The organism is Hallella multisaccharivorax DSM 17128 (assembly GCF_000218235.1).
Classification (GTDB): domain Bacteria; phylum Bacteroidota; class Bacteroidia; order Bacteroidales; family Bacteroidaceae; genus Prevotella; species Prevotella multisaccharivorax.
The window spans coordinates 1086838-1100641 of sequence record NZ_GL945017.1 but is presented as its reverse complement, the minus strand read 5'-3'; the positions used below and the strand labels follow the sequence as shown (position 1 = coordinate 1100641).

Here is a 13804-nt window from a genome sequence, read left to right as displayed (position 1 = left end):
AATGACAATGTTCAAGGATATTTTTAAACAGCTTACGAGTGTGCCTATGGCATTGCTCGTGGGCTTTCTCTTTTTATCACTGCCCCCTGCTCACGCACAGATGAAGGGGCTTCGGCAAGGGAAACTACCCAATGGCTTGACTTATTACATCTACAATGACGGCTCCGATGCAGGTGAGGCACAGTATTATCTCTACCAGAATGTGGGGGCCATCATGGAGAATAAGGACGAGATGGGACTGGCTCACGTACTCGAGCACTTGGCTTTTAATGCCACAGACCACTTCCCTGACGGCGTGATGAACTTCCTTCGCAGTCATAATCTCAATGATTTTGAGGCATTCACGGGCGTTGATGATACACGCTATGCCGTGCATAACGTCCCAACAAAGGATGCAAAACTCAACGAACAGATGCTTTGGATGCTTCGTGACTGGTGTCATGGCATCAAGATGAACCCACAAGACGCTGAGAAAGAGCGCAGCATTATCCTTGAAGAGTGGCGTCATCGTGCTGGTGTCGACCGCCGTCTGACGGATGCCATAGCACCTGTTGTCTATAACCATTCAGGTTATGCAACACATAATGTCATTGGCTCACAGGATTTCCTACGCTCATTCCAGCAGAAACAGGTAAAGCAATTCTATGATAAATGGTATCGTCCGAACCTGCAGTTCATTGCTATCATCGGTGATGTCGACCTTGATCAGACGGAGAAGAACATCCAGACGGTATTCAAGACGTTGCCTAACAAGCCCGCACCAGCCGTTGACCCACAGGTTCGTAACATCCCCGACAACGACTCACCGCTCTATCTTCGTTTCATCGATCCCGAGAATAAGAGTGCTTCCTTTGGTCTTTATCAACGTTACAACGTGAAGGGTAACGCCCAGGAAGAGGACAGAGTGCGCCAGTTTATCTTCACAAAATTCTTCAATACACTTGCTCCTAAACGCTTTGTCATGTTGAAGAATGCTGATAAAGAGAACTTCATAGCAGCCGAGGTGAGCCTTTCTCCATTGGTGAGAGACTACTATCAGATGGCATGGGACATGGTTCCGTATGAGGGTAAGGCACAGAAAGCTCTGCAACAGATGCTTGCTCTGCGTACCAACCTGCGTGACCACGGCTTCACGGCAGCAGAATTCAATGCCGAGAAGGAGAAGATGTACAGTGGGATGAAGGAGATTTTGGAGGCAAAAGGTCTGGGAACACCAGACAACGCACTGATGCTTTTCCGCCAGAACTTTCTCTTTGGAATCCCTGTAACTGACTTCCGTACGCAGATAAGCCGCAACATTGAAACGCTCGTAGAGCTGGAAGTGGGAGATATCAATGCATGGATGAAGTCACTCCTGACAGATAAGAACCTTGCTTTCGTTACTTATTCTAAGTCGAAAGAGGAGATGAATATTACGAAAGAGGAGTTTGAAAACGCCCTGAAAACAGAACCGAAGGACGAGCAGATGGTGCAGACAAACGATGTTCAGCCCATCACGAAGCTCATCGACTTCAACATTGTGCCCGGTAAGATTGTTGCTGAGAAACAGCTCAAGACACTGCAGTCAAAGGAGTGGACGCTCAGTAACGGGGCTAAAGTCATCTATAAACACCTGCCCGAAGCCAAGGGACGCTTCTTCTTTGCTGGTTCGTCAGTAGGTGGAAAGTCGGTTGTTCCTGCTAAAGACCTGGCTGATTACACTGCAATGCGCAGTCTGCTGATGCAGTCGGGAGTATATAAGTACAACCGAAACCAGCTGGCTCAGTGGTTACAAGGCAAGGACTTGAATCTCTCATTGTCGTTGGAAGACTACAGTGATGGCGTAGGTGGCAATGCAGCGGTTGCCAATGCGGATGATTTCTTTGCTTATCTGCATCTTGTTTTATCGCGTCAGAACTTCTCAAAGAGCGTCTTCGACAAGTATATCCAGCGCAGTCTCTATCTGTATGACAACCGTCCTACAACGGGTATGGATGCTGTTCAGGACTCAATTCGCCAGCTTCTTTATCCTGCAACAGCTGAAAATCCTCTCCAGAATGAAGCTTTCTATAAGTCAGTGCAGTTTGAAGGACTGAGCAAACAGTTCGATGAACACTTCGGAAATGCCGCTCAATTCACTTATTGTCTTATTGGTGACATTCCAGAGGCACGTGCAAAGGAGCTCGTTACACGCTACATTGCCTCTCTGAAGGGGAATGCGAAAACTGCGAAACGCACAGTTCGCCCACTTGATTTCGCATCCGATAAGCCGCTGATTAAGCGTACCTTCGAAACCGAATCAGATGATGGAATGGCTGAAATAGAGATTTCTTACGATAACAAGGTTGCCCTTTCCGACAAGGAACAGGCTGCCTTGGAAGTGGTGCGTGCTCTGTTGGAGCGTCGTTACTTCGATGTGTTGCGTGAGAAAGAGCACCTCACTTATACCGTTGGCGTGCAAAGCCACTATACGGCACAGCCAAAAGAGAATGAGAGTCTCAGCATTCACCTGCAGACCTCACGTGAGAATGTGGACAAAGCCATCACCCTTGTCTATCAGATTCTTGATGACGTGAAGGCGCAGCGATTCTCTCTTGACGATTTCAAGGCGGCAATGGTGCCACTGGCTGTCGATGAGGAGCGCGCTGATGCGCCGCAAAATAGCAGTGACCCATCACTTTGGCTGGGCTTGCTAAACATCTATGCCGAGACGGGCGAGGAACTTTCGCCAACAGCATCAACGGCTTCAGCACCTGTGTTCAGTACGCTGACGCCGCAGGATATAGCTGCTGTGGCAAAGAAAATAACCAATAATGCCAAGCAACGTGAGATTGTTGTGAAGCCTGTTGTGCACGAAGGTAAGCGCACAGACTTCTAAGATTCGAGACTATCTGACGTGCTATTAATCTTGTATGAGACCGTGTCCTATTTGGTCTTTACGCATGCCGTGCACATTGCGGTCGGACAGCAGAAGACTTGAAAATGAAAGCGCTTTGTACCCTTGCGGACCTTGCGCGAAAATAGCCCATTTCTCACGAGTGCCAAAAAAATATAAAAAGAGATCGCAATAAGCAAATCAATAGGTGTCTTAAACGCTGATCGTGCGGCAGCTGTTTGACGATCGTGCGGCAGCTGCTTGACGATCGTGCGACAGCTGCTTGACGATCGTGCGACAGCTGCTTGACGATCGTGCGACAGTTACCAGACGACAGATTGGCGACACCTTTTCAGCTACAAACCATTTTCTTGAAAGAAAATGACAGGCAAATGCAGGAAATTGTTTACCTTTGCAAGTATCGATTAACTTTAAATACCGACAGACAAAACAAGATGAAGAAACTGGTAGTCAGCGCCTGTCTGTTGCTTGCAGCAACAGCTATCAGCGCACAGGGAACAGGTAAGGACGGCGGCATTTCCACCGCCATGTTGCAGGAAATCGTGGGCAGCCAGCCCAAGTCGCCTACTGAGAAAGCACTCGCCAACGCCATTGCACAAAACAAGATCGATGACTTGGCCAAGAACTATCGCAACGCATCGACGATGACTACAACCTTCAATGTTGAGACGCCCGCACAAAGCATCCACAATCAGAAGAGCTCCGGCAGATGCTGGATGTTCTCTGGACTAAACGTGCTGCGCGCCAACTTTGCCGCGACTCACGACCAAAAAGAGGTGGTGGCATTCTCGCAAGCCTATCTCTTCTTTTACGACCAGTTAGAAAAAGCCAACCTCATGCTACAGGGATCAATAGACAATGCCAAGAAGCCCATTGACGACACGCGTGTACGGTTCTTCTTCAAACACCCTATCAACGATGGCGGCACCTTCTGCGGAGTGGCCGACCTGACCGAGAAATACGGACTCGTACCTATGGAAGTTATGCCCGAGACCTACAGCTCCGACAATACATCGCGCATGTCGGGCCTCATCGCGTCCAAGCTGCGCGAGTATGGACTTGAATTGCGGCGCATGGTAGCTGCCGGCAAGAAAAGCACAGCCATCAGGCAACGCAAGACCGAAATGCTCGGCACCATCTACCACATTCTCTCACTCACCTTGGGCGAGCCGGTGAAGGAGTTCACCTATACCTTCCACGACAAGGACGGCAAGGCTGTGGGCGAGACAAAGACCTATACCCCGCGCTCATTCTATGACGCCACGGTGGGGCACCTGCTCAACGGCACATTCATCATGGTGATGAACGACCCGCGCCGCCCTTACCATAAGACCTACGAGGTGGACTTGGACCGTCATACCTACGACGGACACAACTGGAAATACCTCAACCTGCCTATGAACGAGATCGCACAGCTTGCCATCGCCTCGCTCAAGGACGGCCACAAGCTCTACTCCAGCTATGACGTTGGCAAGCAGTTCGACCGTAAACTCGGTTTCCTCGATACCGCCAACTACGACTACGGCACACTCTTCGGCACTACTTTCCCCATGAACAAGGCCGACCGCATTGCCACATTCGACAGCGGATCCACCCACGCCATGACGCTTACCGCCGTCAACCTCGACGCCAATGGAACACCTCTGGAATGGAAAGTGGAAAACTCGTGGGGCGCTGACAGTGGACAGAAAGGCTGCCTCATCATGACCGACAAATGGTTCAACGAGTATATGTTTCGTCTGGTGGTCAACAAGAAATACGTCAGTGACCAACTGCTGAGCGAGTTCGACCAAAAGCCTGTGATGGTGACACCGGAGGATCCGCTGTTCTCCGACGACGAGTAGAAACGTCTCCGTCCTGAAGGTGGACGATGTTGGCTGGGGCAGTCACCCTGTCAGCATCCACACCCAATACTTGAAGGCTCATGATAGGAATCCTACTGTTTCTTTTCACTCTCGTGGAATATAATGTCGAGAACCTTTTCGACACGACACACGACGAAGGCAAGCAGGACGAGGAGTTCCTGCCTGCCTCCCCACTCCACTGGACCCCGCAGCGCTATTGGCGAAAACTCGACCGCATAGGGCAGGCCATCGTGGCTTGCGGTGATACGGCAACGGAGAAACTGCCAGACATGGCAGTGCTCACGGAGGTAGAGAATGACTCGGTGATGCGCGATCTCACGTGCCGCACCCCTCTGCGTGCGGCACGCTATGACTACGTAATGACCACAAGTCCCGACCCGCGCGGCATCGACGTGGTGCTGGTCTACTCTCCCTTCTCTTTCCGGCTACTGGACAGCCACGCCGTGCGTGTCGCACCCCCCGCCGACCACCACCCCACGCGCGACATTCTCTATGCTTCAGGACTGGTGATGAGCGGCGACACGCTGCACGTGATCGCCGTGCACGCTCCCAGTCGCGCCGGTGGCGAGACACGATCCAGACCTTACCGCATGCGCGTGGCCGAGAGATTGTGCCAGATTGTTGATTCCGTGGACAATGCCTGCCATAACCCTTTAATCGTCATTGCGGGCGATTTCAACGACTATTCCGATGACGCCCCGCTTCGCTTGCTCGTCAATCATGGTATGACCGAGGTGTCATTAGGAGCCACAGGAAGCCATGGAGCACGCGGCACCTACCGTTTTCATGGTGAGTGGGGAAGCCTGGATCATATCCTTTGCAACAAGCGACTGGCCGAAAAAATACAGGCCTGTCGCGTCAATGACGCACCTTTTCTTTTAGAAGAAGACAAAAAATACGGTGGAGTAAAACCCCACCGCACCTATCTTGGACCACGCTATCAGGGCGGCTTCAGCGACCACCTGCCCCTTGTAGCTGCTTTTCAGTTGAACTGACAACCGATAATTCCACCGAAGACCTATTTATGCTCCTTATAGTACCGCACGCCCTCCTGCACGTTTTTTACGAGCGCTTTGGTGGAAAAGGTTGCACCCGTCTTGGCATCCACCTGCATCCTGGCGACTTTGCTCACGCTCTTGCCCTCAAACTGAGAGAGCGCTTTTTTAGCAACAGCAAAGAACTTCGGCGTTTCCTTATTAGCCAAAGGCTCTATCTTCTGCACCTTGTTGCCCTTGATATAGATTTTCACGGGTGTAGGGCCGCGGAAGCCACGCACGTCGTTGGTAAGGGTCGAGGTGTTCACAACAGTGGTCTTGCCCTCCTTGATCATGACAGCATCGCCGACAACGCCAGCACTCGTCAGAATCGCTACTGCAGCCATCGACATCAATACTATTTTCTTCATGACTATATACCTTATTTATTATTATTGATAATGATATTTCAATGCAAAGGTACGGATATGCCAATACCATTTCTTGTTTCTGACCTTTAAAAAACTGTAAACAAGATATCAAACTACCATAATCAACGGCTTTTAAACGCAATATACCACATATATGGTATACGAATGCCCATAATGTGGGATTGCCTATACCGGAAATTCTCCATAACTTTGCAACATGAAAAAACAATAAACGTATCACCGCCGAAAACACATCATAACAATATGCGGACGGCATCAAAAACAACAAAGAGATTATGAGCAACGAGACAAAACTTCATTTCGAAACACTTCAGCTTCATGTAGGACAGGAACAGGCCGATCCCACAACCGACGCACGCGCCGTGCCTATTTACCAGACCACCTCTTACGTCTTCCACAACGCACAGCACGCCTCCGACCGCTTCCATCTGAAAGATGCGGGAAACATCTACGGTCGTCTGACCAACACCACGCAAGGGGTTTTTGAAGACCGAGTGGCAGCCCTTGAAGGCGGAGTGGGTGGCTTGGCCGTTGCCTCCGGTGCGGCAGCCGTGACCTATGCTATCACCAACCTGGCCTATGCCGGAGACCATGTGGTGGCAACCGATACAATCTACGGCGGCACTTACAACCTACTGAAGCACACATTGAAAAAATATGGCATCAGCACCACTTTCGTCAATTCTGACGATTATGATGCCTTAGAAGCAGCCATCCAGCCCAATACCAAGCTCGTGTACATTGAGACGCTGGGCAACCCCAACTCCAACATCTCCGACATTGAGCGCTCTGCAGAAATAGCCCACCGCCACGGCATCCCCTTGGTGATTGACAACACCTTCGGCACGCCTTACCTCATTCGCCCTATCGAGCACGGAGCTGACATCGTAGTCCACTCGGCCACAAAGTTCATCGGCGGCCACGGTTCAAGTTTAGGCGGCGTCATCGTTGACGGAGGCCATTTCGACTACTTCCAAAATAACAAGTTCCCAGGCTTTACCCAACCCGATGCCTCTTATCACGGTCTGGTTTTTGGCAAGCTGCCCGCACCTTTCGTGACCCGTGTACGCGCGCTGTTGCTTCGCGATGAGGGTGCCTGTATCTCTCCGTTCAACGCATGGATCCTGCTGCAAGGACTGGAGACCCTCTCGCTGCGCGTAGAGCGTCATGTGTTCAACACGCTCAAGGTCATCGACTATCTTAAGTCACAGCCGCTGGTAAAGAAGATCAACCATCCGTCACTGCCCGACCATCCCAACCATGACCTTTACGAGCGATACTTCCCCAATGGCGCAGGATCTATCTTCACGTTTGAAATCGATGGCGACCAGCAGACAGCGTGGGACTTCATCGATCACTTGAAGATCTTCTCCGATTTGGCAAACGTGGCCGATGTGAAGTCACTCGTCGTCCATCCGAAGAGCACCACTCACTCTGAGCTGTCTGACAAAGAGGCTTCTGAGCAGGGAATCTTCGACGGAACTATCCGTCTCTCCATCGGTACAGAGCATTATCAGGACTTGATCGACGACTTGGATCAGGCATTTAAGGCTGTGAGCACACAGAAATAAAACGAGAGTGTCCGAAGCATTCAATGCATGAGAAACGTGAAAGACACAAATAATATAGGAATAAATAGACACAAAAGACAGAATATAGTATGGCTAAGATTTATAATAACATTACCGAATTGATTGGTAAGACTCCCCTTGTGGAGCTCCGGAAATACTCACAACTCCGCGGTTTGAAGAAACCTGTGATCGCCAAGGTAGAGTTTTTCAACCCCGGTGGCAGTGTAAAGGACCGCATTGCCCTGGCCATGGTCGAGGCTGCTGAGCATGACGGCAAACTGAAAAAAGGCTCTACCATCATTGAGCCCACGAGTGGCAACACAGGAGTAGGCTTGGCACTGGTCTCCGCTGTAAAGGGCTATAAGCTCATCCTGACCATGCCGGAGACCATGAGCGTAGAGCGTCGCAACCTCGTGAAGGCTTATGGCGCGCAAGTGAAGCTCACTCCTGGTGCCGCTGGCATGAAAGGAGCCATCGCCGAGGCCGAGCGCCTACGTGACTCCATCCCGGGCGCAGTTATCCTGGCGCAGTTTGAGAATCCCGCCAACCCACAGAAACACTATGAGACAACGGGTAAGGAAATCTGGGAAGACACTGACGGCAAGGTCGACATCTTCGTGGCTGGCGTAGGTACAGGCGGTACCGTCTCTGGCATTGGCAAGCGACTGAAGGAAAACAACCCTAATGTGAAGGTTGTGGCCGTAGAGCCATCCGCTTCTCCAGTTTTGGAAGGCGGCAATCCTGGCCCACACAAAATTCAAGGCATTGGTGCCGGATTTATTCCAGAGACTTATGACGCATCGGTCATTGACGAAATTGTTGCCGTAGAGAATGACGACGCCATCCGTGCAGGCAGGCAAATCGCTCAACAAGACGGTATTCTCGTTGGCATCTCTTCCGGAGCGGCTGTCTTTGCAGCAACCGAGATCGCCAAACGTCCTGAGAATGAGGGTAAGAACATCGTTGCTCTCCTGCCCGACACAGGCGAGCGCTATCTATCCACCGTGCTCTATGCCTTTGACGAATATCCTCTCTAAGTCGTAAAAAACTTAAAATAGAGACGTAAAAACAAAGAAAGACAACTGATTTTAGTAACTTTGTAAGAGTTACTAAAATCAGTTTTTTTATGAGACAACAACCGGCTTTTTGGCTTGAGGTTCGCAAGGAATATGTCATAGACAATTATGAGAAGATGCTCCCCTATCTCCGAGGCTATTATTATGATGCGGAGAGAGAGACCAAAGACAGTGAATTCAATAAGACCTTTCTTTGTTTGAAGGAGGTTGTTGACGACATCTGCTGTCTGGTTGACAAGGATAAAGTGTATCACCCCATTGCACTACAGTGGGAAGAGACTAAACTGAAAAAGAATGTCGGACTGGTTGCTTCTTATCTATTAGCAGCACAAAAGAAAGGCCTGACCGACGATAGCGCCTTGGCAGCCTTATGCAACATCTTGCTAAGCGTGGAGAAAGCCCCTGATGCGTCATTGCTTTCTGATTTAATAAAAGTGGCCACCTGTTGCGCGGAAAACAAAAAGGTCGTGGTCTATGGCTTCAATTGGGATGATATAGAAAGAATTCCGCAATTCTCTCTTTCATTATTCTGTCAGAAGACCGGTAAAACGGTCTTCAAGGAATCACCCTATGAAGGCTATCATTATATAGAAGGGAAAGGGTTGTTAACGATAGATAAGGGCAACATCAACCTGCTGCCGATGAATAAACAAGATTTCGACAAAGGCGACTTAGCTTCTCAGTTTCGTCTGCCCCTCAACGTGAATGTTTTGGTTCACCGGACAGATAAGACCAATAAAACCGATTTCCCGGAGCTCATAGACACTTGTACCGATTTGGTGCGCGGACTCGACAATGTAGGCCCAAGCATTAAGAAAAATCTGAAATACTATGAAAGCGGGGACATGTTGAAGGTGAGAGTGCTTGCCATTAAATATGGATTCGTGGAATGTGAAAGTATCGATCCTGATTATGAAAAGGTGAGGGGTGGCGTCTTTATACCTTACAACCTGTTTAATTATTACAGTGACATCTTCTCAATATCCAAGGATAATTTCATTGACATTCTTCAAATCGGCGATGTACTCCGAGTGAGAAAGCAGTCCATTGACCACTATCCTTTTATCATTGATGCACAAGTTTTCAAGGAGTTCAATGAAGATTATATCGCAAATGCTAATCCACAGATCTGCGATGCCATTCACCTCATGGAATATGCCAAAGGCAATGGTAACCGCTGGCTCACAGACTCAGGCATGCAGGTCAATGTATTGGGCAGACTCACTGATGAGCTTCGCCAAGCGGTAAAGAACAGAATGCCTGTGCGAATTCAGATCAGCGACTCGAAGAAAGACAAGAGCGGCAACTGGGTGATCAATGGTAAATATGTGATGAATGAGCCGCCTCTATTTAAAGGTTCCTACGACAATTTCATCTCTCAAACGCGTCATACCTTCATAGATGCCTTTCTGGATTACTATTATGAGTCACCGGAAGAGCAACAATCCGCCCGCAAGGCTGAGAACATTCTTCCCTCAACAATACCCTTACTTATCCATATCCTTTATCGTTATGCACAAGTCGCCAACAACAGCACAACACGATACCTATGTCTCTTTGCGGCAAGATTTATGGCCGCTGTGGTGTCTGACACACTGAGCAAGGCCTTCTTTCGCCAGCAAATGCGCTACGAGGAATGTCTTATCCACTTTGCATTGGGCGATCAAACCGCGTCGACACTGTCATTGCGTGATGACGACACACTCCCCCACCTGCCGTTATTGAGCAAAGAGAAGAATATTGTAGAGCAACTTTCCAAGTTTCAGGACTTGAATGTGGAGCGACTGCAACTCTCTCCCGGACACGAAATCAATGCTGACTACCTTGACGAAATGATTTCGGCTTCCAACGTGCTGCGGGGGAAACTGGAGCCCACAGAGTTGAACCGTATCAAGAAGAGTATTGCTGAATATATTGGTGTTTCAGATATTTATCACAACATCACACGTAACTATACCGACTATGGCGAGGAGAGTGATACATTGGAATTCAAGACCTCAGTGGTTTTCCCGCCGGGTAACAATATGCAAGCCGACCCGTCTCTACAAAAATGGGCAATCCTCAAGGCTGTATGCGGTTTTCTCAATACTGTCTCAGGAGGAGAGATCCTTATAGGTGTCAACGATTACGGAATGGCAGTGGGACTGAAAAACGACATGGAGTACCTTTATGCGCATCGGCTCATTGGCAACCAAACGATGGATAGCTTCCGCCTTTATATCAAGACGATCATTGACAATGCCTTCCGCGACGACCATAACGTGGAAGGAATCGATGTCACTTCCACTGTCATCTTCTATGTGATAGAGCGCAACAACGAAGGCGAAGACTTGCTGCGCATTCGCATCCATCCCTATGAAAACGGCATTGTCTCATTCAAGGAGGACTTTCTCCCCGAGGGCATCGCACGGTCTTATTACCGCACCAGTGGGGCTACAATGAAGATGGACGACAAGCTCATGAAACTCGTGAAGCAACGCAAAGGGTTATGACATTCACTTCGGGCCAGGCACCAATGCGGAAAGGCACGGTGCCACCAATGCCGGTTGAGACATAGAGCATGGAACCGTCTTCAATGTATTTACCTCCCCATTCCTGATAGGCGGCACGCGAGGGCGACCAATGGCCTACACGTATCTGGCCGGCATGGGTATGACCAGAAAGCGTCAGGGCGATGTCGGTCTGATGGAGCACGCCACGACGCCAATGGCTGGGGTCATGGCTCAATAAAATCTTGAACATACCTTTTGGGAGTCCAGCCATGGCTTTCTTCAGATCGCCATAGTCCTGAAAAGGCGGACGGCTGATGTTCTCCACACCGATAATGGCTATTTCACTGTTGCCACGTCGAATCAAGGCATGCGCATTGAGAAGGAGTCGCCAACCGATCTTCCTTTCCAAATATCGTAGCACCGTCTGGTTCTTCTCAATGTCATGCTCCGTCTTCACAGGAATATATTCACAATAATCATGGTTACCCATAATAGAGAAAATGCCGTCACGAGCTTGTATCTGCCCCAAGGCATGCTGGAAAGGAATGACTTCCTCGGCAGAGACATTGACAAGATCACCCGTAAACACCACAAGATCAGCGTGCTGATCATTGACTATGCGCACAAGCTTATCGATAAAACTGCGGTTGCGTAGATAGGTGCCAATATGGATATCAGAAAGTTGCAACACCTTATAGCCATCGAAAGCACGAGGAAGCAACGACGATGTGCAAGTAGCGCGTCTGACAATGATATGCCTCCAGCCAAAGAAAAAACCATAGACCATCAGCAGTTCCCACACTGATGGTAAGACCAGCGCCACCTCCCAACCCGCAAAAGGCCATACAAGGATAAACAGAAGCCCAGGAAGAGCGATGAGAAGAAACGCGCCAAACAAAAGCCGCATCTTCGAATTGTGCCGCAGTTTAATGTCCATGGTCGTGATATTTAGATGGCAAATTTACATAAAATTCAGGATATATAAGCCTTTCGGGATAAGAAATGGAATACATTTTACCACGAATTAGACTAACTACATCAATATCCATTCTGTTTCCACAAAAATCCTTTAATTTATACACGACATACAGAAACCATTCACTTTGATCAGGATTTACTTGTTCATTTGCAAGAATCTTTCTACCTTTGCATTCGCAAAGCGCCTGTGGCGGAATTGGTAGACGCGCCAGACTTAGGATCTAGTTGTTTACGCAGTGCAGGTTCGAGTCCTGTCAGGCGCACCACTTTAAAGGCTAACTGCTTTATTTTAAAGTAGTTAGCCTTTTACCTTTAGATTTTTGCCGAGTTTTTGCCGAGTTAATTCGATGGAAGCCATCCTGATGTTGAATTTTATTCTCTTAAACTTCACCACTGTATTCTATAAACGATGTTCGGTGTTCGCAATTTATCGGAATACCTGCTGCCATAGGGTCTTGTCACTGACGATTATCTGTCCTTCCGTCTTCTGACCAAGCTGAACATGGCTCTTGTCTGATGCTATACTTGCCTTGGCAATAAAGTAGTTGTCTGACCCTATGCTCAGCAGCCTACGGCTAAAGGATGTGATGGAATATACATGAGGCCGGACATCCGTGTCTTCTCCTTCATAAGTCACACTGACCTGCCGTGGCTCTGTGAAGAGAGAGAGAGATACTTATAAGGGATAACGATTTGAAGGGTGTCGTGAGGCATGACTCTGCCCTCAACCTCTATCGTTATCGGATAGCGGATGGTGTAGAAAGCTACAGCCAGGGCTATGACTATCAGTGTAACGACGACTGTCCCCGTCCGGACAAGCAACGGCGGTACTTTCCCGATGATGTGACGTACTTTCTCGCTACGTAATTCTATATTGTCTGTACTTATTGTGTCGTTCATGTCTTTAGTCGCTATTTAAGACTGTTGTATCCTGGTGTCTGGGATTCTCCCTGTTTCAATTCTGGTCGTTGGCGCTCCCATATCTGCCATGAGTTTATCTCCTTGAACATACGTGTGAGGACATCCTTGTAGTCATCTGGATATATCATTGTGCAGACAAACCACAGCTTTCTGTTTTCCATCACCTTAGTGTAATAGCTGTAGCCGTCGACAACCTCTCCCTGCTCATATTGTGGCCCGGAAAAAATCACGTAATTCCTTCCGACTTTATGTTTTGTCGCTTTAAGGGTGTGAATTATGGAATCGCAACTGTTCCGTAGCAAATGACCTCTGTTGTAAACCACACGGCTTTCAATGACAACGTTTATCCACTGGTCATTGTATTCAAAACGCATGCTTCCTTTCTCTGTCTTTAGTGAGTCGGGCTGTTTTACGAAAAATGACGGCACACGAATAACGTAATCAAAATCAGGGTCTTTATATTCATACATATCCGCATAGGTCAATAGCCTGGCAAACATATCCTTGCCCGACCTGTCCTTGCTGCATGCATGTACCCAGTCAATTCCAGCCAATACGACGATTATTGCGATGATGATGAAAATGGTCTTTCTCATATAT

Annotated in this window: 11 protein-coding genes and 1 tRNA gene; 7 read left to right on the top strand and 5 right to left on the bottom strand. The window is 48.8% G+C overall.

The window, feature by feature from the left end:
* Positions 1 to 7: 7 nt before the first annotated feature.
* From PREMU_RS04880 to PREMU_RS04870, 3 genes are all read left to right on the top strand, one after another.
* The gene (locus tag PREMU_RS04880) at positions 8 to 2857 is read left to right on the top strand and encodes a M16 family metallopeptidase (protein ID WP_007573561.1); all 2850 of its coding nucleotides are present in this window, start codon (positions 8 to 10) and stop codon (positions 2855 to 2857) included.
* 452 nt (positions 2858 to 3309) lie between these two features.
* Positions 3310 to 4719, top strand: a complete 1410-nt coding sequence (locus tag PREMU_RS04875) for a C1 family peptidase (RefSeq protein ID WP_040558009.1) — start codon at positions 3310 to 3312, stop codon at positions 4717 to 4719.
* A gap of 80 nt (positions 4720 to 4799) precedes the next feature.
* Positions 4800 to 5735, top strand: a complete 936-nt coding sequence (locus PREMU_RS04870; protein WP_007573559.1) for an endonuclease/exonuclease/phosphatase family protein — start codon at positions 4800 to 4802, stop codon at positions 5733 to 5735.
* A gap of 23 nt (positions 5736 to 5758) precedes the next feature.
* Here the strand turns inward: PREMU_RS04870 and PREMU_RS04865 are convergent, their stop codons facing one another.
* On the bottom strand, positions 5759 to 6145 hold the full coding sequence (locus PREMU_RS04865; RefSeq protein WP_007573558.1) for an FMN-binding protein: 387 nt from the start codon (positions 6143 to 6145) through the stop codon (positions 5759 to 5761).
* A 296-nt stretch (positions 6146 to 6441) separates the two neighbouring features.
* Here PREMU_RS04865 and PREMU_RS04860 point away from each other — a divergent pair, with 296 nt between their 5' ends.
* From PREMU_RS04860 to PREMU_RS04850, 3 genes are all read left to right on the top strand, one after another.
* Positions 6442 to 7737 carry an O-acetylhomoserine aminocarboxypropyltransferase/cysteine synthase family protein gene (locus PREMU_RS04860; protein ID WP_007573557.1) on the top strand — a complete coding sequence of 432 codons (1296 nt, stop codon included), beginning with the start codon at positions 6442 to 6444 and terminating at the stop codon, positions 7735 to 7737.
* Positions 7738 to 7826: 89 nt separating this feature from the next.
* Complete coding sequence (cysK, locus tag PREMU_RS04855) at positions 7827 to 8774, top strand: cysteine synthase A (protein ID WP_007573556.1); 948 nt, start codon at positions 7827 to 7829, stop codon at positions 8772 to 8774.
* An 89-nt stretch (positions 8775 to 8863) separates the two neighbouring features.
* Entirely contained in the window at positions 8864 to 11305 is a 2442-nt protein-coding gene (locus PREMU_RS04850; protein WP_007573554.1) for an AlbA family DNA-binding domain-containing protein, read from the top strand.
* Here PREMU_RS04850 and PREMU_RS04845 read toward each other — a convergent pair.
* Positions 11271 to 12242: a metallophosphoesterase gene (locus PREMU_RS04845; protein ID WP_007573552.1), complete on the bottom strand. Its 972-nt coding sequence runs from the start codon at positions 12240 to 12242 to the stop codon at positions 11271 to 11273. The two genes, PREMU_RS04850 and PREMU_RS04845, sit on opposite strands and share 35 nt — an antisense overlap.
* Positions 12243 to 12464: 222 nt before the next feature.
* Between PREMU_RS04845 and PREMU_RS04840 the strand changes: the two genes are divergently transcribed.
* Positions 12465 to 12549: transfer RNA gene (locus PREMU_RS04840), tRNA-Leu, on the top strand.
* Between the two features lie 161 nt (positions 12550 to 12710).
* Here PREMU_RS04840 and PREMU_RS15580 read toward each other — a convergent pair.
* Genes PREMU_RS15580 through PREMU_RS04830 form a run of 3 tightly spaced genes read right to left on the bottom strand, consistent with a single transcriptional unit; the run spans position 12711 to position 13800 of the window.
* Positions 12711 to 12920, bottom strand: a complete 210-nt coding sequence (locus tag PREMU_RS15580; protein WP_223918559.1) for a hypothetical protein — start codon at positions 12918 to 12920, stop codon at positions 12711 to 12713.
* Positions 12917 to 13183: a hypothetical protein gene (locus tag PREMU_RS15575; protein WP_007573550.1), complete on the bottom strand. Its 267-nt coding sequence runs from the start codon at positions 13181 to 13183 to the stop codon at positions 12917 to 12919. The genes PREMU_RS15580 and PREMU_RS15575 overlap by 4 nt, the downstream gene beginning before the upstream one ends.
* A gap of 11 nt (positions 13184 to 13194) precedes the next feature.
* Positions 13195 to 13800, bottom strand: a complete 606-nt coding sequence (locus PREMU_RS04830; RefSeq protein WP_007573548.1) for a hypothetical protein — start codon at positions 13798 to 13800, stop codon at positions 13195 to 13197.
* Between the last annotated feature and the right edge of the window lie 4 nt (positions 13801 to 13804).